25 protein-coding genes and 1 pseudogene are annotated in these 26,930 nt (G+C 53.6%); 12 read left to right on the top strand and 14 right to left on the bottom strand.

Translation table 11 applies throughout. The annotated features are described in order from the left end of the window. Nucleotides 1–202 precede the first annotated feature (202 nt). Nucleotides 203–727, top strand: coding sequence for a DinB family protein (locus CQ018_RS13280; protein ID WP_105550485.1), 525 nt, complete (start codon nucleotides 203–205; stop codon nucleotides 725–727). An 18-nt stretch (nucleotides 728–745) separates the two neighbouring features. Here CQ018_RS13280 and CQ018_RS13275 read toward each other — a convergent pair whose 3' ends face one another. The 4 genes from CQ018_RS13275 to hpaH all read right to left on the bottom strand — a co-directional run bounded on the left by CQ018_RS13275 (nucleotide 746) and on the right by hpaH (nucleotide 4,622). Further along, nucleotides 746–2,074, bottom strand: coding sequence for a DUF6350 family protein (locus CQ018_RS13275; RefSeq protein ID WP_105550484.1), 1,329 nt, complete (start codon nucleotides 2,072–2,074; stop codon nucleotides 746–748). 84 nt (nucleotides 2,075–2,158) lie between these two features. Then, nucleotides 2,159–2,905, bottom strand: a complete 747-nt coding sequence (locus CQ018_RS13270; protein ID WP_105550483.1) for a sulfite exporter TauE/SafE family protein — start codon at nucleotides 2,903–2,905, stop codon at nucleotides 2,159–2,161. Between the two features lie 131 nt (nucleotides 2,906–3,036). Further along, entirely contained in the window at nucleotides 3,037–3,852 is an 816-nt protein-coding gene (locus CQ018_RS13265) for an aldolase/citrate lyase family protein (RefSeq protein ID WP_181149886.1), read from the bottom strand. Beyond that, on the bottom strand, nucleotides 3,837–4,622 hold the full coding sequence (gene hpaH / locus CQ018_RS13260; protein ID WP_105550482.1) for a 2-oxo-hept-4-ene-1,7-dioate hydratase: 786 nt from the start codon (nucleotides 4,620–4,622) through the stop codon (nucleotides 3,837–3,839). Before hpaH ends, CQ018_RS13265 begins: the two co-directional genes overlap by 16 nt. 173 nt (nucleotides 4,623–4,795) lie before the next feature. Between hpaH and CQ018_RS13255 the strand changes: the two genes are divergently transcribed. Then, nucleotides 4,796–5,242, top strand: a complete 447-nt coding sequence (locus CQ018_RS13255) for a hypothetical protein (RefSeq protein WP_146111908.1) — start codon at nucleotides 4,796–4,798, stop codon at nucleotides 5,240–5,242. Nucleotides 5,243–5,282: 40 nt separating this feature from the next. On the opposite strand, the gene CQ018_RS13250 is transcribed toward CQ018_RS13255, so the two are convergent. Further along, complete coding sequence (locus tag CQ018_RS13250; protein WP_258142609.1) at nucleotides 5,283–5,804, bottom strand: phage holin family protein; 522 nt, start codon at nucleotides 5,802–5,804, stop codon at nucleotides 5,283–5,285. 153 nt (nucleotides 5,805–5,957) lie between these two features. Between CQ018_RS13250 and CQ018_RS13245 the strand changes: the two genes are divergently transcribed. After that, nucleotides 5,958–7,178 carry a MalY/PatB family protein gene (locus CQ018_RS13245; RefSeq protein WP_105550480.1) on the top strand — a complete coding sequence of 407 codons (1,221 nt, stop codon included), beginning with the start codon at nucleotides 5,958–5,960 and terminating at the stop codon, nucleotides 7,176–7,178. On the opposite strand, the gene CQ018_RS13240 is transcribed toward CQ018_RS13245, so the two are convergent. From CQ018_RS13240 to CQ018_RS13220, 6 genes are all read right to left on the bottom strand, one after another. Beyond that, nucleotides 7,175–7,861 (bottom strand): CE1759 family FMN reductase, encoded by a 687-nt coding sequence (locus CQ018_RS13240; RefSeq protein ID WP_105550479.1) that lies wholly within the window; start codon nucleotides 7,859–7,861, stop codon nucleotides 7,175–7,177. The genes CQ018_RS13245 and CQ018_RS13240 overlap by 4 nt on opposite strands. Before the next feature lie 102 nt (nucleotides 7,862–7,963). Further along, a complete protein-coding gene (locus CQ018_RS19875) occupies nucleotides 7,964–8,173 on the bottom strand; it encodes a hypothetical protein (protein ID WP_146111907.1) in 210 nt (69 codons plus the stop codon). A 74-nt stretch (nucleotides 8,174–8,247) separates the two neighbouring features. After that, on the bottom strand, nucleotides 8,248–8,913 hold the full coding sequence (locus CQ018_RS13235; protein WP_105550478.1) for a Pr6Pr family membrane protein: 666 nt from the start codon (nucleotides 8,911–8,913) through the stop codon (nucleotides 8,248–8,250). Between the two features lie 206 nt (nucleotides 8,914–9,119). Next, the gene (locus tag CQ018_RS13230; RefSeq protein ID WP_146111906.1) at nucleotides 9,120–9,410 is read right to left on the bottom strand and encodes a hypothetical protein; all 291 of its coding nucleotides are present in this window, start codon (nucleotides 9,408–9,410) and stop codon (nucleotides 9,120–9,122) included. A 227-nt stretch (nucleotides 9,411–9,637) separates the two neighbouring features. Then, nucleotides 9,638–10,375: a cache domain-containing protein gene (locus CQ018_RS13225; RefSeq protein ID WP_105550476.1), complete on the bottom strand. Its 738-nt coding sequence runs from the start codon at nucleotides 10,373–10,375 to the stop codon at nucleotides 9,638–9,640. Further along, complete coding sequence (locus CQ018_RS13220) at nucleotides 10,372–11,169, bottom strand: FadR/GntR family transcriptional regulator (RefSeq protein ID WP_105550475.1); 798 nt, start codon at nucleotides 11,167–11,169, stop codon at nucleotides 10,372–10,374. Before CQ018_RS13220 ends, CQ018_RS13225 begins: the two co-directional genes overlap by 4 nt. 169 nt (nucleotides 11,170–11,338) lie before the next feature. On the opposite strand from CQ018_RS13220, the gene CQ018_RS13215 reads away from it, so the two are divergent. The 5 genes from CQ018_RS13215 (at nucleotide 11,339) to CQ018_RS13195 (ending at nucleotide 16,174) form a co-directional block, all read left to right on the top strand. Continuing rightward, nucleotides 11,339–12,403, top strand: coding sequence for an ABC transporter ATP-binding protein (locus CQ018_RS13215; protein ID WP_105550474.1), 1,065 nt, complete (start codon nucleotides 11,339–11,341; stop codon nucleotides 12,401–12,403). Between the two features lie 104 nt (nucleotides 12,404–12,507). Continuing rightward, entirely contained in the window at nucleotides 12,508–13,704 is a 1,197-nt protein-coding gene (locus CQ018_RS13210) for an extracellular solute-binding protein (protein WP_308729176.1), read from the top strand. A 149-nt stretch (nucleotides 13,705–13,853) separates the two neighbouring features. Then, a complete protein-coding gene (locus tag CQ018_RS13205; RefSeq protein ID WP_105550579.1) occupies nucleotides 13,854–14,789 on the top strand; it encodes an ABC transporter permease in 936 nt (311 codons plus the stop codon). Nucleotides 14,790–14,802: 13 nt separating this feature from the next. Then, entirely contained in the window at nucleotides 14,803–15,606 is an 804-nt protein-coding gene (locus CQ018_RS13200) for an ABC transporter permease (RefSeq protein WP_105550472.1), read from the top strand. Nucleotides 15,607–15,727: 121 nt separating this feature from the next. After that, nucleotides 15,728–16,174 carry an SRPBCC family protein gene (locus CQ018_RS13195; protein ID WP_258142608.1) on the top strand — a complete coding sequence of 149 codons (447 nt, stop codon included), beginning with the start codon at nucleotides 15,728–15,730 and terminating at the stop codon, nucleotides 16,172–16,174. Between the two features lie 13 nt (nucleotides 16,175–16,187). Here the strand turns inward: CQ018_RS13195 and CQ018_RS13190 are convergent, their stop codons facing one another. Together CQ018_RS13190 and CQ018_RS13185 are read right to left on the bottom strand one after the other, a co-directional pair. Beyond that, nucleotides 16,188–17,750 (bottom strand): molybdopterin-dependent oxidoreductase, encoded by a 1,563-nt coding sequence (locus tag CQ018_RS13190; protein ID WP_105550470.1) that lies wholly within the window; start codon nucleotides 17,748–17,750, stop codon nucleotides 16,188–16,190. A gap of 383 nt (nucleotides 17,751–18,133) precedes the next feature. After that, nucleotides 18,134–19,093 (bottom strand): HNH endonuclease family protein, encoded by a 960-nt coding sequence (locus CQ018_RS13185; RefSeq protein ID WP_105550469.1) that lies wholly within the window; start codon nucleotides 19,091–19,093, stop codon nucleotides 18,134–18,136. Nucleotides 19,094–19,450: 357 nt separating this feature from the next. Here CQ018_RS13185 and CQ018_RS13180 point away from each other — a divergent pair, with 357 nt between their 5' ends. The 3 genes from CQ018_RS13180 (at nucleotide 19,451) to CQ018_RS13170 (ending at nucleotide 22,478) form a co-directional block, all read left to right on the top strand. After that, complete coding sequence (locus CQ018_RS13180) at nucleotides 19,451–20,320, top strand: hypothetical protein (protein WP_146111905.1); 870 nt, start codon at nucleotides 19,451–19,453, stop codon at nucleotides 20,318–20,320. Between the two features lie 450 nt (nucleotides 20,321–20,770). Beyond that, nucleotides 20,771–21,640, top strand: coding sequence for a tryptophan 2,3-dioxygenase (gene kynA, locus CQ018_RS13175; RefSeq protein WP_105550467.1), 870 nt, complete (start codon nucleotides 20,771–20,773; stop codon nucleotides 21,638–21,640). Nucleotides 21,641–21,653: 13 nt separating this feature from the next. After that, complete coding sequence (locus CQ018_RS13170) at nucleotides 21,654–22,478, top strand: PaaX family transcriptional regulator C-terminal domain-containing protein (protein ID WP_181149884.1); 825 nt, start codon at nucleotides 21,654–21,656, stop codon at nucleotides 22,476–22,478. Between the two features lie 510 nt (nucleotides 22,479–22,988). Here CQ018_RS13170 and CQ018_RS13165 read toward each other — a convergent pair. Next, nucleotides 22,989–24,271, bottom strand: a pseudogene (locus tag CQ018_RS13165) (ISL3 family transposase). A gap of 654 nt (nucleotides 24,272–24,925) precedes the next feature. Between CQ018_RS13165 and CQ018_RS13160 the strand changes: the two are divergent. Beyond that, entirely contained in the window at nucleotides 24,926–26,335 is a 1,410-nt protein-coding gene (locus tag CQ018_RS13160) for an NAD(P)-binding domain-containing protein (RefSeq protein ID WP_105550466.1), read from the top strand. Nucleotides 26,336–26,930: the final 595 nt, after the last annotated feature.

Genomic DNA, 26,930 nt, shown 5'->3' with positions numbered 1-26,930 from the left:
TCCGGGTTCCTAAAGCTCGCCGCACCCCTGTCAGTATTTTCATGCGGACTTTTCGCGATTATATTCTCAGGTCAGGCACTCTTCTTGGGTCCCATGCTGGAATACCAAGATTGTCGGAACGGCGCGCTGACTTTGCGTAGCGAATCAGCGTGTAAGACAACGCTGCAAAATCAAATTATGCCAACGTTTTTAGGAGAACATCATGAGCCGACAACCAATTCCAGATACCAAGGATTGGACGAAAGTTCTTGATTCGGTGTGTGAGGAATGTGGGCAGGATGTCCGTGCATTGAACCCCACACAGATTGCAAGACTCATCCGTGATTCGGTCGGACGTTTCGAATCCGCGCTACAACGCGAAGATACTGCGGTTCGTCCAGCACCGCAGGTATGGAGCCCTTTGGAATATTGTGCGCATGTGAGCGACATGTATTCGGTGATGAATCACCGGCTCACCCTGATCACCACTCAGGATTCTCCAACGTTTGCCAATTGGGATCAGGATGAGGCTGCCATTGAGAATAAGTACGCGGCGATGACACCAAATGTCGTTGCAGAAAATTTGCGCGATTCTGCCGATGATTTTGTCCGCGCATTGGAAGCACTAGAAGATTCGCAGATTCCACGCCGTGGTTACCGCTCCAACGGTGCCATCTTCACTTCGGCGACTCTTGCCCAATATGCTTGGCATGATGCGGTGCATCATCTCTACGATTTGGGTATCTAGAACCCTAGATTCGGGCCTTTAGCCTTCGAGTACGGGGTCGTGTTCCAACAGTGGAGAAGCTAGGTATCCGACTGCGGTACCGACTGCCACCTGAGCCGCAAGCAATAAGGCGGTCAGCAAAATATTGGGTCCGACTTCGGTAAATCGGCCAATACCTAACGAGCCACCGGCAATCCAGCTTCCTGCCAAGGAAAGAATTCCAGCCGTGGCGCCAATGGCGATACCCAGCACCACCGTTGAAAGCCCCAGAGAGACCCAACGGATGCGGATCTTGAGGGAGATCCAGTCATCAAAGTGATTTTCTCCAACCCGTAAGAAGTACCAACCCGCCATAAATCCGGCAAGCACCGGAAGTAGCATGAACGCCCACGCATAGTTCAGATCGCCTGCGGGTAGTGCCGCAAAAATCGGGATTGCAGGTAGTGGGCCCACAGTGGTTTCTAGTGTGGAAATGGTACTTCCTATACCCAACGTGAATCCGCCACCGCTCATCCAGGACAATGTCCACAGCACAAGGTTTGGCATGAGCCCCAGTTGCCCCATGGTCAAAACGGCCGAACCGATGGGTCCTGGGCGAAGCTGTTGGTAAACGTTGGAAATATCGACCCAATGAATACCCAAGTTGATTGAGAGCACCAGTGAGGCAAGACCAAAGATCATCACGTAGGCAAGTGTTCCTCCGCAAAGCACTGCCCAAAGGTAGGAACCGGCCCAACGTGAGTGCTGAGACGTTTTTGCGATCCATGCTGCTGCATCAAAACCAATCAGCCGCCCCCATGAACCTGCTTCTCTGCGGGCACCGATAATAACGCCTGCACCAGCAGAAATCATGGGAATCAAGGCTGCAGCAAGCAACGAAATTTTGACTTCGTCGTTGTTTACCAAGAACGCTGTGAATAACCCACACAGCAGATAAACGCCTAACGCACCTAAAATACCTTGCCACAGTTGGTCGGTATAGGAGGCTCGGGCAATTCGGCGTCCGGCACGCCAGCACAAGAAGAATGGAATGAGGGTTAGTCCCAAGGGCACAATATTGAGCACACCGGTGAGATTTGTTGGGTCAGTACCGGTTCCAACCTGCAATAGCTGTAGCGGCACACCATGGATCAATAACCATAGTTGACCGCCCATCCTCAGCACCGATTCAATGGTTCGCTCGGCAAACCCCCCGCTAAACCAGACGGCAAACCAAGGAATGACCACGAGAAAAGCCGAGAAGAGAGCCGCCTGAAGAAATTCAAAGGCACCCTGAAGCACCAAGGGCATTGGCCAGCCGTGTGTCAGACGTTGACGAGCCGCGTTCAAAGCCGCTGCGGCCTGCGGCTGTTTTTTCTTCTCACTCATTGATTCAATCGTGCCACCTATCCAACCGCTCCCCCTTGATTGACGCGTTTAGATCCGCTTCCTACAATCTTGATGTCTTCTTCTTTACAGCGCGCGCAAGCCACTGACTAGGGCTGTGATGGCACCAAAGAATGCAAAACATAAGACAAAGATGCGTGCATGTTTGTCGCTGACCACGCGTTGAACTTGTTCCCCAATCAACACACCTACCCAGATGAACACCGCAACACCAATCCATGCCCAGTTTGGCATATGTGGAAGCTGGTCGGCGGTGGTTAAGAACTTCATACCGACAGTCACCAAGCCCGTCACTACAAAGAATGGTTGTAGGGTCGCGGCAAAGGGGCGTTGGGGCCAGCGGGCCATGACCGCATAGGCACTAACCGCAGGTCCTCCCACACCGGCCAAGGAATTAGTCAGACCGGAGAGAAACCCTGCTGTCCCCTTAGGTATTTGTCCGCTCACCCTGACATTTGCCCGAAGCAAGACGAGCGAAAGTAATAGCGCAAAAAGTACTACACCGCCTACAACAATCGACAGCGGGGCTTGGGGCAGACTACCCGCTAGGAGTGCACCGACTACTGAGCCGACAACGCTAAAGGAGACTAGCCATCTAAACATTGACCAATCAATGCTTTTCCATACGCGCGGCACAATGATTGCCGAGGAAACGACTCCACAAATGTTGACGAGGAAGACGCCTTGGTGCGCCCCTAAGGCAAGAACGAGGAAAGGGGATACGAGCATTGCAAAGCCTAGCCCGGCCACTCGCTGTGCTATTGCACCAAGCAGAACCATGCCAAGCACCAAGAAAATAAGGGAGAGTTCCATTCAAACGAGCTTAGCTGTATTACATCATTGGGCTCATTCGAACTGCTCCCCCCGTAGCTCGAATTGGTTTGGAGACCCCCCAATGATGCGCAGCATTTCGCTGCACATCAATTCAAAACACAAAATTCTTATTAGTAGCTTGCGGGGGTCCCGGAAACAGCATCATGCCCCGCAGCAAATTTTGCCGCAAGTGCTTCGGAGCCACGAGCTAGAAGTGCAACGTCGGCTCCTACACCAACAAAATCAGCACCCAACTCGATGTAATGTTTAATGCTTTGCTCGGCAAATGCGTTAACTCCAACAAACTTGCCCGCGGATTTACCCGCAGCAATGCTCTTTTCTACCGCTGCAACGACTTCGGGGTGATCTTGCTGTCCAATGACTCCCATGGAGGCGGCAAGATCCGATGGACCAATAAAGATCCCATCAACACCTTCGGTGTGAACAATCTCTTCAACGTTTTCCACTGCCTGCGCGGATTCAATTTGCACCATGAGTGTCAGAGTTTCTCCGGCACGGTTCAAATAATCTGGAATACGGTTCCAGCGCGCCGAGCGGGCAAGCGCCGAGCCAACACCACGCACGCCCAGCGGCGGGTAATGACAGGCTGCTACCGCTGCACGGGCCTCCGCTGCGCTATTGACCATGGGAACAATCAACGATTGCACACCCACGTCTAGGTACTGCTTGATGATCACTGTGTCATTGACGGGTGGACGCACTACAGGAATCACCGGGTACCCGCGCACTGCCTGCAGTTGGGCCAGGATTGATTCGAGTCCATTGGGCGAATGCTCCGCGTCAATGAAGATCCAGTCAAAGCCGGCTCCGGCACAAATCTCGGCTACCAGCGGGGACCCAGAGCACACCCAGATCCCTGCAAGCGAACGGTCGGCGGCTATCAGCGCGTCCTTGAATGAGGGGTCGGGATTTATGCGAAATGACATGTCACGGTTCCCATGCGTCCGTAGTCGGCGAAGACGGTGTCTCCCTTATCAACCCACATGGGTCGGGTGAAGGAACCAGCGAGGATGATCTCCCCGGCGTTCAGCTTATCTCCGTGCGCGGCAATCTTGTTTGCGAGCCAGTACACGCCCGCCGCGGGGTGGTTCAGTACGCCCGCCGCAACTCCGGTTTCTTCAACGATCTGGTTCTTGAAGAGGATCCCGGAGACCCAACGCAGGTCAATATCCGAGGGTTTCATCGGGTTGCCACCAATGACCATGGCTCCCATTGCCGCATTATCGGAAATGGTATCCACAATGGTGCGGCCTTCCATTTCAATGCGGGAGTCTAGAATTTCTAGGGCAGGGATGACGTATTCTGTGGCGTTGAGCACGTCAAAGATGTTTGCGTTTGGACCTTCAACGTCTTTGTTGAGTTTGAAGGCAAGCTCCATCTCGACGCGCGGGTGGGTGTATTTATCCCATTCAAAGGTGCAGCCAGAGTCAAGGACCATGTCATCGAAGATGATGCCGTAATCGGGTTCGGTGATACCGGTGGCCATTTGCATGGCGCGGGAGGTCAAGCCAATCTTGCGACCGGCAAGTTTGCGACCGTTGGCCTCGGAACGCTGACGCCAAAGGTTTTGGACCTTGTATGAATCATCAACCGTCATCTCGGGGAAGCGTGCCGTGAGCCGTTTGACTGGGATACGATCCTGGCCAGCCTTCACTAGTTCATCTGCAATGAGTGTGATTGTCTCGTCATTGAGCATGCGTGGCCTATTTCCTTACCTAGAGTGTGGTCGTGATTCGCTACATGGCACCGAGTCATACCGGGGCACACTTGAACATGGTAGCCAATTCATGGCTCATCTCACACTTGGCAGCGCAACATGTCTATCGTGGGTTAAGCCCTGATTCACCTTGTGGCCCTAGCGTTGGTGTCATGTTCTGGAAACGCCGTGATCCGGTGAACACTGCATCAGATTCGCTGACCGCCATGCACGAGATCCATGTCCTCTTGACCGAACACCGTGCGCATACGGCCGCCGAACTCTTTGTTGCAGCGTTCTCTTCCGGTGCCCCGGAAGTGGTGCGCATCGAAGAACTTGCGGTCTTACTCTTGCGTCATGTGGGTGCCGAGCCGCGCACTACGCACAAGGGTTTTTCGCTATGCCTCGAACCAAATGGAACCGCGGCCCGCGCGGCACTAGATATGTTGTGGCTTTGGGAACGCGCTGGAATCGCCAAAGTTTATCCGGGGCAAGACAACTTTGTTTTCCCGCTATTACGCGGGAATCGGGCGCTTTCTAGTGATCGGATGATCAGTACCCTCACCGATTTACTCAGCACCCACGATTTGCCGGTTCCCGAAATTCTCACCACCCACTGAAAATGCAATAGCAGGGTTCAAGTGGAGTAATCAGAAAATACTACGAGGTTTCAGTATCGCCTGGAGGTGTTTGCTGCTCACTCTTCAGGGTTCCAAATACTGCAGATTGCGGTTTGATCATGCGAGGCAAAACAACAAGCAAATATCCTGCGGCAAGCACTATGGCCCCACCAACGATCAAGGCGCTAAGCCATCCGGCGAGCACCAGCACCACAAACCACACGCACCCCGACACCAAGATTCCAACACCCAGAATGACAAGTTTGGATATCGCGTGACCCATTTTTACTGTTGTCAGTTTGACTCGATGACCAAAAAAGTGCCGATGCACTGCCACTGGAGTAATAATCAAAATGATCAGCAACCCGGAAAATACAAGAAGGCAGAGGTAAAAGAGCCTTTCTCTGTCATCCAAAATGGTAAAGCGCGCTTGGAAAGGTAGAACTACAAGGAACGCGGCAAGAATTTGTACCCCGGTTTGCATGACTCGAATTTCTTGAAGAATGTCGTTCCAGTTCCGGTCAAGGCGTTCTTCCACTGATTCATTTCGTCCCTGCATCATTGTGCCCACCGGTACCTTTCGCGCAGTTACCCGCAACCCAGTTTTGCTGAGATTCGGCTCTGACTATCAACTTAGCGAATTGGCAGCATTTATGGGACAGGTGAGAGAAATAGTTGTGTATCGTTTGGGTCCGATCGCGTCTAAGCTGGCTAAATGGTTGCTCACCCGTTTGACTTGCTTACAGTAGATCAACTGCGTCAGAGCGGATCGCTCAAGTGGAGCGCCTACCCGGATAGTTTGGGTGCTTGGGTCGCCGAGATGGATTTTGGTACGGCCCCCGGTGTTATCGAAGCAGCCCAAGAAACACTGGCTCATGGCCTAACCGGTTATGCACCCAACTATCTAGTAGCCGACATGCAGGAAGCCACCGCTCATTGGTTGCAGCAACGGTTTTCATGGAGCCTCGAGCGTGAGCAGATCCGACCCCTGAACAGCGTCATTTCGGCCTTTGAGGCAGCACTATTTCATTTTTCTCCGACGCACCGACCTAATGCGCCAATTGTCCTGCTGACTCCCGCGTACATGCCGTTTGTTGTTGCTGGCTCGCGCTTTGGACGCGCCTCCATTGAAGTTGCCTTACGCCAAGGCCCCACAGGATGGGACCTTGATTGGGTTGCACTTGAACGAGCATTACAGGGTGGGGCACTTTTGGTGTTGGTGAACCCGCACAACCCCTTGGGCAAGGTTTACACGCGCGAGGAACTTACCAAGATCTCTGAACTAGTAGAACAGACCGGCTCACGCGTCTTTTCCGATGAAATTCATGCTCCCTTGGTTTTTACCGGAGCTACCCATATCTCCTACGCCACAGTCAATGATGCGGCTGCACAGCACTCAATTACCGCGTTTGCCGCAACCAAAGCGTTTAACATCCCGGGGCTGAAATGTGCACAGCTAGTACTCACTAATGAGGAAGACCGGGAGGTGTGGTCTGCTGTGGGCGGTGTTCCCGAACATGCAGCGGCAAACGTTGGCCTTGCTGCGACAACAGCGGCTTACAGTACCGGAGCAGGATGGCTGGATGGGATCATTGATTATCTTGACGGTTCACGCTTGTTGCTCGGAGAGCTCATTTCAGAGCACCTCCCCCAGGCCGAATATCAGCCACCCCAAGGAACCTACCTTGGATGGGTTGATATTTCTCGGCTCAATCTGCTGCCCAGTCCCGCCGAATTTTTCCTTACCGAAGCCCAGGTGTCATTGGTGGATGGAAGCGCCTGCGGCAAAGGAAGCGATGGGTTCGTCCGACTGAATTTCGCAACACCACGACCGGTTTTGGCTGGGATCATTCATCGGATGGGTGCGGCCGTTGATGGATGCGACAAATTCGACGCTAGTGACCCGGAATTCGCGACACAGAACCCCGTGTATTAGCTGGACTGAATGTTAGCCAGCAATTGTTCAAAAGGCAGCGAGCTCAGTGCATCGCGTGGATTTGCAGTATCACTGACGTTTGGGGCGATGGAACGGGTGTCCCCAAGGTTTCGTGACACCGGGGCATTCTCTCCGTGCTCTGCGCCACCCATAGAGAGGGCAAGTTCGCGTCCGGCACGACGTTCGCGTTCGGCCAAGGCTCCATGTCCCTGATCCGCTCCCCAATCTTCGGGCGAGGCAAAGATGCTTGTTGGCATGATTGATGCGCGCAGGTAACTGAAAATCGGGCGCATTGCATAATCAATAACTAGGTTGTGTCGTGGGCTGCCACCGGTGGCAGCAAGGACCACTGGTTTGTTTTCAAGGGATATCGGGTCCAACACGTCGATGAAGGACTTGAAGAGCCCAGAAACGGAGGCAGTAAAGACCGGGGAGACCATAATCAGCCCGTGTGCAGCGGTAACCGCATCGATGGCTTTTTGCAGTGCGGGTGGGGCATATCCGGTCAATAAGTTGTTGGTGATATCTGTTGCGTAGTCACGTAATTCCAGCACGGTAATATCCGCTTGAATACCGGCGCTGGCCATTTCCTGGGCCGTTGCTTCGGCTAGTTGGCGGCCTAGTAGTCCCGATGTTGAGGGGGTTCCCAGCCCACCGGAGACTACAACTATTGATTGGTTCATGATGGTTTTTCTATCTCTCGCAGGGGGGCGGTTACATGCCTTTGCATATAAAACACGTAAGGCCCCGAAATCATTCCCGACCACGATAGCTACTGCAAAACTCTACCTCTCACGCACTTCGCTTTCTTCGAGAGGTACGTTCACTGCCGTTGCGCAAACATCGCCAAAACAGCGTCCACGAATCGTAGAAAATGCTGCGTAAAGCGCAACTGCTCCGGACCCAAGACTTGCAACTGCTGAATCCTGCCAGAGCGACAAGGCGAATGCGGCCAAAACTACCGCAAGGATCGTCCATATTATGCGGTCTCGCATGTTTCCTCCCACGGAAAATATTTTAGCCAGCTATACCCTTAAGGGTATCTCAAGAGTTCGGTTTGGACCCCGACTCACGCGCGTCGTCGCACACGGCTGAGCCACAGGACAGCTGCTCCTACCGAGCCAATCAACACTCCGATCAGCAGAACATAGAACCCCACGGAAAAGTAACCATTGGCACTGGTATGCGGATTCAAGAATGGGTAGGGGTACCACGCTGTACCGGTTCGTGGATCGGAAATCAGGGCTCCGCGCACCAATGTGTATCCGGCCCAGAGAATGGGGAAAGCAACAATACCCCACAAGGCTCTCGAGTGCAGTGCCCTACGTCCCGGGGCAATAATCCAATCCAGCAACATCACCGCCGGCGCCACCACGTGCAGAATTTCGTTGGACCACCCAATAGTTGTTCCTTGCGGCAATTCAATACCCCGCAACAGAAGATTGTAAACAACGCCGGTGGTTACCATAAAGGTGGTTGCCGCGGCCCGAAAAACCGTCCAGGCCATGGAATCTATTTTTCGAGAGCCAAGAGTAAAGATCCCAATAAAGAGGGCTATAGCTGCCAAGACGTTTGATTCGATAGTGAAAAAGGAAAAGAAGTTTTGTACAACAAAACCAACTTCACCCTTGCCATCTTTTTCCACTTGCATGCTCAGCTGCAGCTGCGCCGCTACCGCCGCAGCGATCGCAAGGCTTCCGCCAATACGCAACAGGTAGGCCAAGATCCTTCTCATACGGGAATTCCTTTTCTCGGGACTCCCCACAGCATAAAGCTTGATCAGCACTAGTGTTCCTCGGGACACCACTAGTTCGTGAAATTGCTATACCGTGTCAGGATTCTTGCTATCAAAGGCGTTGGGCCATATCATCCGAAGATCTGGCCCAACTAACCTTTTCACCTAGGCCTTCGCGTCCCCTATGCCGCGAGCTGGAGAAATTCTCACGGCTTTTCATGCTTGTGCTCAACATCGCCGAGCCCAAAGGCAGCGGGTCCGCGCAGGATGCGGAAGACTCCAAGCGCTGCCACCATGACACCGATGATGACCCCAATCCACAATGGATTAATCGTCCCATCTAGCGAGACACCACTGACGAAAATAAAGAGCAGAAAGAGTAATGCAGTAAGAGCCCCACCTAGAACTAGCCCACTAAAATGGTGCTTAGCCCGCACATGTCCAGAAGAAATCGGGACCTGACGGGGTGGAGGAGTTTGCGGATTTTGTGTCATCACGAATCATTCCTTTGCGGCCTAACTGACCAGATTCGATACCTAGATTCCACGCAGGTTCGTGGCGCGGAATGACCTCTGCAACAAAGCGACTCATCCCTCACCTCCAATACTTCCCATGCAATGATCGCCGATCCGCCAGATTATCGAAATCTACCGGCCTACACTCGACGCTACTTCCATGCGGATCGAAGCACTAGGGTCTTTAGACAGGGGTTCGTGGCGAGATACTACGACAGGGGAATTACTACCGCCAATGGCAGATCTCGACAAGGACGCAGTTCGACTCTGGAAAACCCAACATCCTCTCCGGCTACCGGCAGGATTGTTTCTATTGACTCTTTCCATCCGGGAACCAGCAGCCTACCGGCAGCCAGTTGCGGTTCAACCGAGAGAATTACTCGTCCCCCACCGTTGATCAGCGTTGCTCGAGCATCAATATTTTCCAGCTCTCCCATGAGTAGCTTTTCCACGGATTCAACAAACATGTCGACCCCCGCAATTCCAACAAATTTGCCCTCCGCCAAGACCGGTACCGATAAGGTCAAAGTGTATTCATCTGTACATAAAAAGTCGACGTAGGGACCGGTGATATGTCCTCTTCCGGTTTCCATCGGCACGGTGAACCACTCGCGGCGCGAGTAAGTTTCTCCCGCTGATTCCATGGTGAGCATCAGCAGTCGCTCCTGGGCAACGCCTTGCCACCAGGCCATATGCCATTCGGCATCACTTAGCGCATTGTGTGCTGCAACAAAACCCGCACCCACGAGAGGCAGGTCCTTGCGATCAAGCATTGCTTCGGCCAAAGGCTGAATGACCGTGTCGATCTCGGCTCGAGTTGGTGAGCCAAAATCTTCAAAAGCCTTGCCCATGGCCTTAGACCAAGTCTCCATCTGACCAAGTAAGGAGGAAAAGAACTCCCCAACCTGGCAGCCGGCATCCAAGCTACTCGAATCGGGCCTTGTCATGATGTTCTCCTCACGCGTAGGTCGGGTACTGCCTTGGTACGTGGCATTCGGTCAGTTTCGGGATTGCTCTGGTCTTGGATTAACCAGGTAACCCCCGACCTAACGTAGTCCCCCACCAGACTACGAGCCCTAGCGGGGTCCATCGATGCTACAGCGTCAATAATTTCGCCACACAGGGCAATCATTTTGGCATCAAAATCTTGATCAGCGTGGGCCAAAGACAATAACGAGCCGAAATCCGTATGAAGTCTGACGTGCTCACGCGTCAATCTAGCCGATTGGCTAAGTGAGGCTAACTCCAAAAGGAAATTCCCCACCACCGTGCCACGGGTATTGAGCCGGTGCGGACCACTTTCCAGCAAGCCGCGCAGAATTTCAATATCTTGCTCGTCTGCAGCGTTTGCCGCAAGTTCCGCTGCCGTTGCAGCAATTGCCGCGTAGTGAATTGCCAAGTCACGCAGCTCAACCCGACTCATGGAAGCCAAGCGATCGCGTAGCAGGCTGGCCCGGTCGCCCTGCGGCAGGGTGATGAAAGTTCCACCCTCACGCCCACGTCGTGTCACCACTAAACCTCGGGTGCGCAATGAGGTCAACGCTTCGCGTGCGGTCATTGTTGCAACTCCAAGTGCCGCGGCAAGTTCGGTCTCACTAGGTAGCCGATCACCATCGAGCAGAATCCCGGCGCTGATTCCAGAGACTATGCGTTCCTCCACGAGCTTTGCTCGACCTTCGTCGCCCAAGGAGGCAAACACTGATGAGAGTTGACGCTGGTGCGGTGAAGAATCTCTAGGCATGCTCACATCCTTTCAAACATTGGGGTTCGCGCCTCTCGCGGCTCGCTCTCAAGAATCTTCTCACAGAATTTTTTCACAAAGTGATAGCTATTACATCTAACATCTGGTTTCATAGGTTAACAGCAAGCAAGTTACCCCCATCACACACCACCGAGAAAGGACGGACACCGTGCCAACCACCGCAACCAAAGCCAAAGCCAGTGCCGCTCCAACGCATCACCACAGCACACCGGCGATCTCTCTCCAGCAGGTCGGCAAGTCCTTCGGTGACTTCGAAGCCGTCAAGGGACTGGACCTAGAAATCCGCAAGGGAGAATTTTTCTCGCTGCTCGGCCCTTCGGGCTCGGGCAAGACAACAGTCCTACGCATGATCGCTGGCTTCGAGCTCCCCACCGCAGGCCGCATCGAACTCGGTGGCCAAGACGTCACCTACGCTGCCCCCTTTGAACGCGACGTCAACACCGTGTTCCAGGATTATGCTCTGTTCCCACACCTGACAGTGGCTCAAAACGTCGAGTACGGCCTCAAACTACGTAAGCTCCCCAAGGCCGAACGCACGGCACGCGTCGCCGAAGCCCTTGAAATGATCCAATTGCCCAAGGTCGCTCGCCGCCTGCCTTCTCAGCTTTCCGGCGGCCAACGCCAGCGCATCGCTCTGGCCCGTGCGCTTGTTCTACGTCCCCAGGTGCTGCTGCTTGACGAACCCCTCGGAGCTCTAGACAAGCAGCTGCGCGAACAAATGCAAATCGAACTCAAGGCTATCCAGCGCGAAGTGGGAATCACCTTCGTCTTTGTCACACACGATCAAGAAGAAGCCCTCACGCTCTCGGACCGGGTAGCAGTCTTCAACGAGGGAAAGATCGATCAAGTAGGTTCGCCGTCGGATCTTTATGAACGCCCTTCAACCCGCTTTGTTGCGTCCTTCCTAGGAAACACCAACCTCATCGACGGTGAACTGGCCCGCCAGCTCACCGGTTCCCCTGCCCTACTCTCATTGCGTCCCGAACACATCGTTGTTCGACCACTAGATTCCATCCAGGAATCCGGAACCTCAGCCGCCACAGCGGTCATCGAGGAAATCGTCTACACCGGACCAACCACCCGGTTTATGACACGTACCGATCATGGAACCCAATTGATCGTGCAGGAACAAAACGGTGCAACATCTTCCGGGGCAACCCGTGGCTCAACTGTCCGTCTCGAATGGCCATCGCGCTACAACTACACCGTTTAGCTCCCCCCCGAAGCTATTCGCTTTTCCCTCCTTCCCCCCACGGCCGGGATTCGCCTCCCAATGAATCCCGGCCACGGCACGACTCGCATAGAAAGGCCATGATCATGAAGATCACCAAGGCACTTCCCCTAGCAGCACTTGCATCTTTGTCCCTCGTCCTTGCAGCTTGTGGTGGTGGCGCCGGTGCCAGCACCGGCGGCGGCATCCAGGTCCCGGATCTCCCCACGGCCACCGAGGTCGGAGAATCCGAAGGCCAAGTCAACATCATTGCCTGGGCCGGCTTCGTCGAAGACGGCTCCACAAACCCCAACGCAGACTGGGTCAGCGCCTTCGAAAAGGAAACCAGCTGCACCGTGAACCGCAAGGTCGGCGCCACGAGCGATGAAATGGTTCAACTCATGCGCGGCGGCGAATACGATCTAGTATCCGCCTCCGGCGATGCCTCGCTGCGTCTGATTGCCGGCGGCGACGTCGCCCCGGTAAATACCGAGCTGATCCCCAACTTTGGAAACATCGTTGACGGGCTCAAGGGACAGATCTACGACAACCTCAACGGCAAAACCTATGGGGTACCGATCGGCCGCGGCGCCAACGTGTTGATGTACAACACCGATCTGGTTAAGGAAGCACCAACGTCTTGGGCCGATACCTGGGCCGCAGATTCTCCCTACAAGGGCTCGATCATGGCCTACGATTCGCCAATTTTCATTGCCGATGCAGCGGTCCAGCTGATGGCCACCCAGCCAGATCTGGGCATCACCAACCCATACGCACTCGATAAGGATCAGCTCGCCGCGGCAGTTGAATTACTCAAAACCCAAAACACCGTGGTTGGCGAATACTGGAACGATGCGCTGAAGGCAGTCTCCTCAATTTCCTCGGGCACCTCCGCCCTAGGTACCGGTTGGCAGGTTGTTGTAAACCTAGCCCAGGCCGACGGTGGCAAGGTCGAATCGGTCCTTCCCAAGGAAGGTGCAACGGGCTGGTCCGATACCTGGATGATTTCGGCGAAGTCTAAGAACCCTAACTGCGCGTACAAGTGGATGGATTGGGCTTCAAGTGCCGATGTGAATGCCAAGATCGCACAAAACTTCGGTATGGCACCTGCCAACAAGCTGGCCTGTGAAGGTAGCAAGGAAAACGAAACTCACTGCGAGACCTTCCACGCCACCGACGAGGACTACTACAAGCAGGTCTGGATGTGGACCACCCCCGTTGAGCAGTGCATCGATGGTCGCACCGAAGCCACCTGCACCAACTACCAGGAATGGACCAAGGCCTGGACCGAGGTCAAGGGATAAAGTCCCCCAGCTTTACCCCATCTCGGTCCATTCAATGACCCGGTGCGAGGAAGATGACCCCCAAGCATCACCTCGCACCGGGTTTCCCCCCTTTTGCATTCTTCGCACCCACTTCCAAGGAGGATCGACGAGATTCGTCGGCACCCGCCATGACCGCACTGAAAACCCCGCCGGACACGGCGGTAACCCGCACTATACCCACCACCCAGGGACCACGTAATTCCTCGCTGGCAGATAAGATCTCCCGCTACCTCTACATCCGTCCCAAGGTCCGAGTCACCGGTCTACTCTTGCTCCCGCTGCTCTGGCTCGGAGTCCTCTATCTTGGTTCCCTGGCATTGCTCTTTATCACTGCCTTCTGGACCACCGATTCATTCACCTCCAAGGTCATCCCCGCCTTCACCTTGGAAAACTTCACCGAAATCCTTACCCAACCCGCCTACCAAGCAACAGCCCTGCGGACCATTGGCATTGCACTTGCGGTGACGGTCCTCTCCGCAGCACTCGCGTTACCCCTGGGCCTATATATGGCAAAGGTCGCCTCCCCCAAGATGCGCGCTCTCCTTGCCATCGGCATCACGCTGCCACTGTGGGCTGGCTACCTGGTCAAGGTTTTCTCTTGGCGCATCATTTTCTCCACCGGCGGCCCACTGGATTGGCTCCTTGCACCTTTCGGTGCCAGCGGCCCGGGCTACGGAACCACCGCTCTGGTGATTACCCTTACCTACCAGTGGTTCCCTTATATGGCTGTTCCCGTCTATTCGGCATTCCGGCAGATCCCCGTCAACCTCTTTGACGCTTCATCGGATCTGGGAGCCAAGTCCTGGGCCACTGTACGAACGATCGCCATCCCGCTGCTGAAGCCGGCCTTTATCGCAGGCTCCATCTTCACCTTCTCGCTATCCTTGGGCGACTACATCGCGGCTCAGTTCGTCGGCGGTAAAACCCAGGTCATCGGCACCGTCATTGCTTCCAACATCAACCTCAACCCACCTCTGGCTGCGGCATTCGGCATTGTCCCGATCATCGTCGTTGTCATCTACCTCTTCCTGGCCCGTAAAACCGGCGCCCTGAAGGCCCTGTAAGGAGGGGAAAGACATGAGACTTTCAGCCCCAGCCAAAATCACCTTGCGTGTCTTTGCCGGCATCGTCATGGCAGCCATTTATCTGCCACTGGCCTTGGTCATCACCAACTCGTTCAACGCCACAACCTCGGGTTCTTTCCCCATTAAGGAATTCACCACCAAATGGTGGGTTGCTGCCTGGCACAATGAGGGAGTCCGCGAGGCACTCTGGACCTCCATCAAGGTAGCCTCCGTGGCAACCATCATTGCGTTGGTATTGGGATCCATGGTTGCCTTTGCGCTTTCACGCTACGAATTTTTCGGTAAAAATACCGTGAACCTTTTGGTGGTTCTTCCGATCGCTTTGCCCGGCATCGTCACCGGTGTCGCACTGAACAACACCTTCAAGACGGTCCTCGAACCCCTAGGGATTGGCTTGGGGCTCTTCTCGGTCATTGTTGGTCACGCGACGTTCTCAATCGTGATGGTGTTCAACAACGTCCAGGCACGCATGGGACGCATGAACCGTGGACTTGAAGAAGCGGCCATGGATATGGGAGCAAATATGTTCAAAACCTTCTTCCAAGTCACCTTCCCGGGGTTCCGTTCTGCCTTCATCGCCGGTGGTTTGCTGGCATTCGCCCTGAGCTTCGATGAAATCGTTGTCACAACGTTCACTGCGGCACCGGGCACCGAGACCCTGCCGATCTGGATCTTCAACAATATGTCTCGTCCAAACCAGGCGCCGGTAGTCAATGTAATCGCCGCCGTACTGATCGTGGCCTCAATGATTCCGGTATACCTCAGCCAACGACTGACTGGAGATGATAAGAAATAGATTCTTCCCTGCCTTCCCCAGTTATTTCCCCATAAAGTTTCCCCCACGAGACACAAGTTTCGTGGGGGAAACTTTGTTCGCTAGACCGCCTGCCGAGCACTGCTGGGTCTACCCTATTGCCATGGAAAAAGTTTATGAGTTTTATATCAAGACCACTCCGGAAAAGCTTTGGGCTGCGCTAACCGATCCGGATCAGACCGCCATCTACTTCTTTGGCAATAGCTACCTCACGGATTGGAGCGTTGGTTCGCGTTTCACCACGCAGAACCCCAATGCCGAAGGTCCCTTGGGCGAAGGCACCGTGCTTGAGTCCCAGGAGCTGACGCGATTGGTGCTATCAATGACCGCATTGTGGGATGAGTCGGTGCAGGCTGAGGGTGAAAGCAGGATTGCTTATCAGATCACCCAATTTCAGGACACTTGTTTGCTCACGGTGACCCATGACCGCATGCGTGTTGATACCGATGCACAGCTCTACGGAGGTTGGCCCATGATCCTTTCCGGGATGAAGACGTGGTTGGAAACAGGTCAGCGTCTCACGACTCCCGGCTCACTGCGCTACACCTAGGAAAGCCTGACTATTAGCGCACCGTGAAGTGGATCTGGTGCCATCCGCTGGCACCGTTGGGTGCCGGGGATGCGATGTCTCCGCTTTGTATTTCTCCGTGCGTATCGATGGCACGCACTTTCACCGAGTGTTGACCTGCCGGGGCCGATTCCCAGAGGTACCGCCATTGCCGCCACGTGTCCACGGAGACTTCGTCTCCAAGTTCCGTCTTGACCCAAGGCCCATCATCAAGGCTCAGTTCTACAGCTGCGATACCCCGGGTTTGTGCCCACGCGGTGCCTCCGAGGGCAAGATTATTTGCCGCAACTGTTGCGTTGTTCCGTGGAACATCAACCCGTGATGCAAGTTTGATGGGTCCGTGTTCCGACCAGCCCCTTGTGCTCCAATAGGCAACTTTGTCCGCGAACCGGGTGACTTCCAAATCCACTACCCATTTGGTAGCCGAAACGTACCCGTAAAGCCCGGGGACCACCATGCGGACGGGGAAACCATGTTCAAATGGTAGCGGTTGGCCATTCATCCCTACTGCAAGTAATGCCATGCGGTGATCGGTGAGTACTTCTAGTGGAGTTGATGCGGTGAATCCGTCGCTTGATGTTGAAAGCACCATATCGGCGCCGGGTAACGGGACTGCTTGTTCTAAGAGCAACCGCAGTGGGTAACCGAGCCACTTTGCGTTGCCCACTAGGTCTCCCCCAACCGGGTTTGAAACACAAGTAAGCGTCAAGTAGCTTTCCACAAGCTCTTGTTCAAGCAGCTGCGCGAAGCTCAAGGTAACTTCGTGTTCAACCATTCCATGCACCTTCAGCGACCATCGGGCCGGATCAATCTGTGGGACGGTAAGTGCGGTGTCGATCCGATAGAAGTCCGTGTTTGGTGTCAAAAATTGTGGCATTCCAGCAATCTCGATCTGAGCATTCCGTGGAATAGGTGAGGCCTTCAACTTTGGTGCTGGCAAACGAAGAGACTCACGTGCCGCGATGGATAGATCGCGGGCTGCCGACAAATACCTTGATAATCCGGTGGCAAGTAGTGAGCCCACGATGGTCAATGAGGAGAAGAGAACAAATTGCCGTCTGGTAGTTGTGGTTCGTGCGGTATCGAAAGTAGATTCATGCGTGGCGAATACGCTTCTAGCCACCGTGCTCAGCCATTTTAAGACTAATAGCCCGGTGATGATTCCAATAACAAGTGGGGTTAGATCCCCAGCGCTGGCGCCCGTGCGCGACAGAATTGCAGCAGCTACACCAATTCCAAGCACTGCAACGCTACCCGCTGCTGCGGTAAAGCTTCGTTGTGCAAGCATCCCAATCAAGAATGCTGCGATAACTACCACCAGCGCCATTGACAGCTTCAGTACCAATTTGTCGTTGGTCCCAAAAATACTGATGACAAAGTCTTTGAGCCAGACCGGAGTCAAATCAATGAACGCGCTGCCCATGGAGTTCAGCGGTGCAGCAGGGACGGCAAAGAAAACCGAAAGCAGCTGGGCGACTGAAAATAGTGAGGCAGCTGCGACAAGCCCCGCAAATCCTGCGGCTACCCAGTATTGCTGGGGTGATTCACTTTTCCTCATCACGTTTCATCACCTGCATCGGTTGACCTGTTCCTTGGCATGGCGGATCTCCAGTGATGTTTGCGTCCCGCCGGTATGAGAAGAAGTGGAGAAGAATTTCTTCTTCCCCACTTCATTACTTTCCATGCACATCAGAGCATTCAATGCTTCTTATTGATGTGGGTTACCTGATCGGTGTCAACATCCGGAGCGTTCTTCGAACGTTTTTCGGCTCGCCGCTCCTTGATAGTTTTGCCGTGTGGCTTCTTGTGTTCATGTTTATGTGGTGACTTATCCGGCATCGTGCACCTGCTCTCGATCTGGCCGGGATTGCTTGTGACCCTTCGTGGTCTCCCTTTTCGAACGATACGCCTGTGCTGAGCCCTATGCTAGGGGCTTCAGGATTATCTCCAGCGCAACCTTGCATCGGTGCTCGAAGACTTACAGGTGTAGCTCTTCCCGTTCTTTTTTCCAATCCCTTTGGTTCCAGCATCAGCCTTGGCACAGTACGCGCCGGGAGAAACGTCCTTCGCCTTAGGCAGAGGTGCCTTACTAGTATTTTTCTGGGCTGGAGTCGGTTTAGTCGCGGGGCCAACCACCGGATTTTTACCAGTTAGTTTGATGGGCGTTGTTTTGGCAGCCTTTTGGGTGGGGCAACTGTTCAGAACATCTTTCATAGCGTCTTTTTCCGCGGGAGTGACGGCAAGGGCATACTTTTTCTTGACGCTAACCTGCGTTGCCACATATTGGCAGCGGAAAGACTTGTTGGTTGGCAACCATTCGGCTGCGTTAGCATCACCCTTGGAACGATTCGCAGAGGCCTGTGAGGCCATTAAGTTCAGCGGATCATTGGCTACCGCAAGGCGCTGTTCCTGCGATAATTGTTGGCCGCCGGAGATCCAGACGTTTTTCAGTGCAACCACATGATCGACATCGACTGAGCCGCTGTTCACCTTCCAATTGATGGTGGTACCCGTGTAAACATCGCTAAGCGTACCGGACGTGAGTTGGCAATTTTTGTTATCTTTGTACCGAATTTTCGACATATCGCGAGTCAAAGTATCTTGGCGTTCATCGCATTTATTGCCATCAAAATCCTTCCATCCGTTGCCGAATTTACCGTTCCTGTCATAGCCGGTAGCTGGCGCTTTACCTTTAACCTGCAGTGAATTCAGAACACTCAGGGCGCTAGGTCCATCTAACTTTGCGCCGGGTTTTACCTGGCCTTTAGTGCTGGTTGCCGAGGAAGGTGCGTTTTGTTGCACGATTCCGGGCAATTGAGTAGAAATTTGTTCGGTGGGGGATGTGATTAGTGTTCCTGCGGAAATCAGCAGCGATAATAAAAAGTAGGTCAGGAATTTCAAGGCGCTCTTTCAAATAACTCAACAAGGCACAATGGCCGAAGATCCATCAGAACATGCGTCGACGACAATTTGATAACCCATCGTTACCAGAACAGCAGCACTTTGTGGCTCTAGTACTGGGCATCGAAGCGTGCCGCTTCAACGCGCCCATAGCTAGCGGGCAAGTATCCCCGGTGGTACCTCGCTATGGTGTTCATAAGCGCATGGGTGACAAGGAGTGATTACGTGTTCGAAGATCTTGCACGAAGTGCCATTGCGGTCTTCTTATTTGCCTTGACCGGTTTTTGTATCACGTGGCTTCTTTCTCCACTGACAACCACATGGGAATTGGCAAGGCTTAAATTGAGCCCTCGAAGTATGGACGAGCGCCTTTCCGGTCAGTCTTTAGTTGGTCCCGTCATCATTCTTGGTGGAATTGGTTTCATTATTTCTGGCATCGTTGGCTGGTCAGTTGGCATGCTGATGCAAGACTTCGATCCCATCCATTTTGCCGAGAGCTCTACCCATATCAATGTCACGCTCATTGCTCTAGCGGTTTTTTCTGTCACCGCGTATCTAACCAATGCTTATGCAAGATTTGGAGCCGGGAAACCAACGAATCTTGGCGAACGTCTCTACGAATTGCAACACCGAGAACGCGGTTTTTACGCACCGGAACATATGGACAAGGCGCGTTGGTTAGCATTGCGAGAAAACACCACCAAGCCGTGGGAACATTTGAATGACACTGATCAAGCATTAGTTGAACATCTTTTGGGTTGCCCCGTACCGAGCGATCCGTGGCAAAATGTGCGTCAGGATTTGGTTTTAGCGTGGAGAAATACGCACCCAGCCGATGCCGTGCTTCGAGAAGAACGGATACTGGCTAAAAAAACTTGGATGTCGCATCCATCGCATTGGATTCGGTTGAGTATCTTGGCGTTCTTGGCCACCGGGATGGTTGTATTGGCCATCGATTCTAGGGATATTCCAGTGCTCTCTACCGCGATCGGGTCAATTGGCGTAGCTTTGCTGATCATTCCGCCACTAATTTTTCGAGCTACCCGTTCCGCGAATCGTGGTCGTACCGCTGTACTTGCCCGCAATCTCCTCTGGACTCGGCTCACCGTCAATCTCATTGATATCGAATTGGAAGCTTTGACGAAACCGATATCTGCCAAGGACGCTGTACCCGTTTCTTGGTTTCAGCCGTTTAAACGCATCCAGCTCTGGCTAACCGGAGCATAATGAGGGGTTGATAGGCCACAATCCCTAAATCGCCTCACGATTTGTTCGGGCGGGTTTCCAACTTAACAGTTCTAATTCAGCAGCCTTGACCCAAATTGAGATATCGGGGAGGACTTTGCTTGCGTCTTGGATGGCTCTCCGCACATCGGATAACGGCAAAACTATATTGTGTTTCGGAGCTTGGGGATATTCCACTCAGCTCGTCGAGGACAAAAGTTAGGGCACACCCATCTCATTCAGGTTAGCGAAGTGCTACACGTTTATTCCTGTACTTGTCCTTCTTCCTGCTTCATCGTTTTCTAGATAATCCATGCCTTACGTACTCTGGTGTTCCATCCCGAACCAGCCAAACGCGTCTCACTTGAATTTTTCCCGACAGGGCTACAGCGATCCAACAATCAGACAGTTTCACTCTCTTGACGTTCGTCGCAATACTGATATTCTCATTTCATGGCCTGCCCACACGCATCGACGCCCGAAGGCGCACGCGAAATTGAAGATACCGTCCGCACCGACTTCCACAACGCCATGTCGTATGGAAGCTACCTGGATTTGGAAAGGGTCCTTTCCGCGCAGCACCCGGTCAGCGTTCCGGAACACCATGACGAGCTGCTCTTCATCATTCAGCACCAGACAAGTGAGCTCTGGCTGAAACTAATGCTCCATGAGCTAGTGGAATCTCGTCGGCTGATGGATAAAGATGAATTGGGCAAGGCCCTGAAATGTCTGGCCCGTGTCAAACACATCCAAAAGACCCTTACCGAGCAATGGTCGGTGCTGGCAACCCTTACTCCACGAGAATATGCACAGTTCCGTGGCTTCCTAGGATCTTCATCTGGCTTCCAATCCTTCCAATACCGTGCCGTTGAATTCATCCTTGGCAATAAGCACGAAGGAATGCTCAAGGTCTTTGAATCAGACCCAGCAGCCCACGAACTGCTGAGCAATACCTTGCAAGAACCAACTGTCTACGATGCGTTCTTGCATGCACTATCACGTGCTGGCTACGCGATTCCAGAAGAAATTCTCGACCGCGATGTCACGAAACCATGGGTATTTCAGGAAGCACTGGTTCCGGTCTTCAAGGACATTTATGAATCCGATGACACAGTATGGAGCCTGTATCAGGCCTGCGAAGACCTCGTTGACCTAGAAGATAACTTCCAGGCATGGCGTTTCCGCCATATGCGCGTGGTACAACGAACCATTGGCTTCAAACGTGGCACCGGCGGCTCTTCGGGCGTTGATTTCCTCAAACGAGCATTGGATTTAACATTCTTCCCAGAACTTTTTGCAGTACGTACCGAAATCGGCAAGTAGAGCTCCTTCTTCTATGACCTCTACCCTTGAAGACCTCGATGCTCGCCCAGGAAGCACCACTTCCATGGTGCGTACCATCGTCGGGCTCTACATTCGAGAACTTGGTGACTGGATATCTACCGCCCACCTTGTGTCATTAATGGACACACTGGGTTTCAGCGCACAAGTAACGCGCACAGCACTCAGCCGTCTAAAAAAGAAGGGGATCCTTGAGCCACAACTATTGCAAGGGTCTTCGGGTTTTGGTTTGACTCCTCCTGGCAAGCATATGCTCGCCAGGGGGGATCGACGCATTTTCAATCCACGATCCATGAGCGATACAGATCAGTGGTGTTTGCTTTCTTATTCAATTCCCGAATCTCAGCGGGAACGACGCCATCAACTTCGTCGTCATCTTTCGGGAATTGGCGGCGGTTTAGTTTCCCCTGGGCTTTGGATTTTTCCCGCTTACCTTCGGGACGAAGTCTGGGAAATACTGCAAGCGCTAGAATTGCATGATCACGCAACGGTATTCATTGCTTCAGCACCCGAAACTACTGGATCCCCACTTGATGTGGCGAGTACTTGGTGGAGCTTAGATACGCTTGCCGATCTTCACAACTCCTTTATCCGCCTCAATAACGTGGTTGAGCAACCGGCCGCACCAACACTTGCTCAGAGCTTTGTACTCTATATAGGAGCCGTCGACTCATGGCGACAGATTCCGTATCTCGACCCTGGATTACCGTCATACTTTTTGCCTACCAGCTGGCCAGGGCATCATAGTGCGGAACTCTTTTTACGTATTCAGGCGAGTCATGCCGAGGCCGCTTTAGCGTTTGTCCGATCGGCATCTTGAAATCAGACCGGCGCTCAACAAATCAGGTCGGTGAACCCCACCCGCAGTGGAATGGTTCACCGACCTTTGTTCCCCAACCGATTGACCCTTCGCATGGTTTCATCGTTAGGTTCTGCCGGATTGATGGAGTCTTAGCGCCATCTATCCGAAAATCATGGTGAAATTCATCGCCAGCGCTGACCAACAACACAACGATTCGATATTTGGTTCCCCGCCAACGCGGGGGCCATCACGAGTCGTGCATATGTGTTTTGCTTAGTACCAGTCAGAGCCCCAACTATTCGGACACGAAGCCGAGCATTGTTGATTCTCGCAGGCCACAAGCCCTAATACATATCCTCTCATCTTCGAGAGCAAAGGTCATCACTTTTTAGTGATAGTTGATCACACCTCAAGTGTCTGTGATCTACCGGTGGCGTGTGGCCCCATCCTTCTGACTTCTCTGGAGCATACTCGTATCGGAAGCTGCCACAAAAGGGCTCTTCGACTTTGGGCGTGGTGACCGGATGTTCAGCACGGTCTGAGGTCGCGTGCCGAAAATAATAATATCCGTAGTCTGTAGTTCTCGTGGTTGATGTATCCGCGTCCCATTCGTTTGAAGTTCTTGGCTGTCAGGTTTGCGGCCTCGCTGCGGGCGTTGGTCAGTCGGGTGAGGCAGTAGGTTTCGAGTTCTTTCTTCCATGCAGTGAAAGTCCGTAGCAAGGATTTGGCTTCGTCCATGCCGGAGGCTTTCACCGAGGTTTGCAGCTTGTCCCAGCCGGTGGCGAAGGCTTCCGGTGTGTTGGTTTTCAGCAGGTCCCGCACGTGTTCTTTGATGGCATAGACGATCGCGAGTTCGGTATCTGATTCAAGGATTTCTTTGAGGCGTCCTGTTTGCTTTACGAAAGAGGTTCTCGAGGTTGCAGGTCAAAAGTTTGCGGTATTTGTAGGCAGGGTCGGTGTTCCGTCCGCGACGTCCGTGCAGGTCGTGGGCGCGGCGTTGCCGCACCGCGGTGATCATCTGGTGAGCGCGTTGGACGATATGAAAACAATCCACCGAAATCTTCGCCTCCGGCAAAGACTCATGGATAGCCTTACGGAACTCGGCGGACAAATCGAAACGAAACATATTCAATGTTTCGCTTCCATTTTTCTGGGCGTTGAGCCATCCAGGTCGTGACGGCGGTGCCGCGGCGTCCGTCAATGACATCAAGGATCCTGCCGGTTTCTAGGTCCGTGAAGACGATCGACCAGGGCTCGAGGCGGATGTTCTTCCCGGTGGGTCCCAGCACGTAGCGGATCCTGCGGAAGCGGTGCTCGTCGATCCCGAGACGGCGCACCAAGCATTGGTCAACATCGAGCAGGATATGTTCGGTGGCGAAGGCCTTGCGCAGCACGGTGGGCCAGGCGACCTGGTTGGCTTGGGCAATGCCGGTGATGGTGCGGATCTCGTTGACGCAGTCTTCAACGATTTTTCCCACGAGCCGGGTGGTCAGGCGTGAGCGTCAGGGGATCTGCGCGGTGACCTGGACGAAGGTTTTCTTCGCGCACGCTTCTTCGAGGCACACCAATCTGCGTTTCTTTACCCACAGGACCAGGTCTTTGCCGCCGGTGTCCAGGTCTTTGACTCGGTGCACCGGGCGGGCCTGGATACGCCGGGAAAGCACCCCGCACCCCGGGCAGGCAGCTTCGCGGCTGATCGGTTCCACCAACACCGAACGAGTCGCTCCGTGACGCTCACTGCTGAGCACCGTATGGTCATCAAGATTCAGCAGAATCGACGCAGCATCAACCGCGCCGGTATCGTTATACATGGCTCGTAGTCCTTGGAAATATGTTGTCTAGAGAACATCCATATTTCCGTAGGGCTGCGGGCCCTACTTAATTCATGACACCACGCTCAAAGTCCGAGAGCCCACAAAAGCGCTTTCGGCTTTTCTTGATCTTGAAAAGAATTTAGGTTAGTGCAATTTACATTATGGGCAGCTAAATTTCTCAAGATGTCAATGGCATTGACTATCAGAGGTTACCTTGACGAAGACAAATCCTGTTTACAGCACCCTGATACCCCAGCATTTACAAGAAAAAGTTATGTTTTATAACAATTTGGGACATCTCTTATTGATGATCCCGAAGCTGTGAATTACCTGAAAAAATTTGACTTGAGGCCCCGTTCCTGTTGCTATAGGAGAGAGCCGGTCGCCAATATCGGACCGAAGATCGGCTCGCTCGAAACCGCTACGGCCGCTGTTTTCGGCCTTTCTATCATTGCGGCGCCTCTCCCCAAAGGGATTGAGGCCTAGGAGTTTTTTGCCAAGCGGCGCGAAGTACGCCGTACCGGTTGTTGGAGGAAGCACAGTGCGCTTCCCATTCCGGGTTGCGTCTCCGACTGCGCTTTCCACATGGCGCGGTTTCGAATTACTTGATAGCCACGAGTAACTAATCGGTCCGAGAAATGAGGAGAAAGCATGAGCATGCGAGTCGGAATCATTGGTGCGGGCCCGAGCGGTATGGCACAGTTGCGAGCATTTGAGGCAGCACGCGCATTGGGTGCAGAGATGCCCGAAATTACTTGTTTTGAAAAGCAGTCAGACTGGGGAGGCCAGTGGAACTACACGTGGCACACCGGCATGGATGGCGCAGGCGAATCCGCGCACTCTTCGATGTACCGTCACCTTTGGTCAAATGGTCCGAAAGAATGCCTCGAGTTCTCTGACTACACCTTCGATGAGCACTTCGGCCGCCCTATTTCTTCATTCCCTCCGCGCGAAGTTCTTTTTGACTACATCAGTGGTCGCGTTGAGAAATCTGACGTGCGCAAATACATCAAGTTCAACACAGCGGTGCGCTGGGTAAACTACGATGCCGCTGCCGAGGAATTCACCGTAGCAAGCCAGGACGTCAAGACCGGCGAGAGCGAAACTCACGTTTTTGACAAACTTGTCATTTCCACGGGTCACTTCTCCATCCCGAACACGCCAGAGTTCGAGGGAATCAACACCTTCCCCGGCGAAGTCATGCACGCTCACGATTTCCGTGGTGCAGAACGTTTTGCCGGCAAGAACCTGCTGATGATTGGCTCCTCATACTCGGCCGAAGACATTGGCATGCAGGCTCACAAAATGGGCGCCGCCTCGGTGACCATGAGTTACCGAACTTCCCCGATGGGCTTCGACTGGCCGTCAACCATCGTTGAGCGTCCGCTGGTAACTCGCTTTGAGGGATCCACCGCACACTTCGCCGATGGAACTACAGGTGAATTCGACGCGGTAGTGATGTGCACCGGCTACCTTCACAAGTACCCGTTCTTATCATCTGAAATGGCGATCAGCTCCCCCAATGTGCTCTACCCGGGCAACCTATACAAGGGCGTCGTCTGGCAGCAGAACACCAACCTCTTCTATTTGGGCGCTCAGGACCAGTACTACACCTTCAACATGTTCGACGCTCAGGCTTGGTTTGCCCGCGACGTCATGGTTGGCAAGATCGAACTGCCGAACGAAGCCGAACGTGCAACAGATATCACCGCGTGGCTAGAACGCCAGGATGCGCTGACAGATCATGATGCAGAGGCGGACTTCCAGACCGATTATGTGCGCGAACTGATCAACGCAACCGACTACCCGGAGTTCGATCTCGATGCAGTAAGCACCCTGTTCAAGGACTGGATGCGTCACAAGAGCGAAGATATTCTTGGCTACCGCGATCAGACCCACAAGTCTGTTATCACCGGAACTATGGCTAAACCACACCACACGCGTTGGATCAACGCCATGGACGACTCCTTGGAACGCTACCTTAATGGTCCATCGGAGAACGTGAATACAAATGCCATGGCAACCATCGACTTTGAAGGCAACTTGGCAGGTCAGCGCTAAGCGCTCCACGTAGCACCAGCTTTTGGGCCGGGCACCTCCTATAAGGGGTGCCCGGCCCAAATACTTTAATGTCTAGTGTCCCGAGATAAAGTCGGCAACAGCGCCCTTCCCGTATCCGGATTTTCAACTTACGACCAGCCCAACCATCAAGCCCCACCGAACGACCCCCAAAGCTACCAACGGGAAGACCCTTAAGAGCCGCTTGCTCCGAGGGCTCCGCGGGCCGGCCAGGGCCTCTAGGTGTATATAAGGTGCACCAGCTTCCGATTTAATTCGGAAGCTGGTGGAAAAGTGCCTCCCGCATCATCAGAATCACGCAGCTCAGCTGACCCACAAGGCAGCCATGCAACATGGCCGAATCTTGGGAATCTCTAAGGAATTTATCGCCAGGTCTTTGCGCGCCAGATATAAGGCTCAGCATGCACAACTAATAATGCGATGCCGCGGAATCCTAGCGATGAGACCTTGCGTGTCCCAGCCAACGGTGTAGGGTTCCATGGTTCCGCGCGGTGGGTCCAGTCCACCTCGCCCAAAGAGGCGCTGAAACCAGTAGCAATGTCAAAACCCGGTTAAGGCAAGAGAAAGCTGTTTGGTG

Source organism: Arthrobacter sp. MYb227 (genome assembly GCF_002975435.1).
Taxonomy (GTDB): domain Bacteria; phylum Actinomycetota; class Actinomycetes; order Actinomycetales; family Micrococcaceae; genus Paeniglutamicibacter.
Note: the sequence above shows the minus strand (reverse complement) of the source record. Positions and strands in the feature narration are given on the sequence as shown.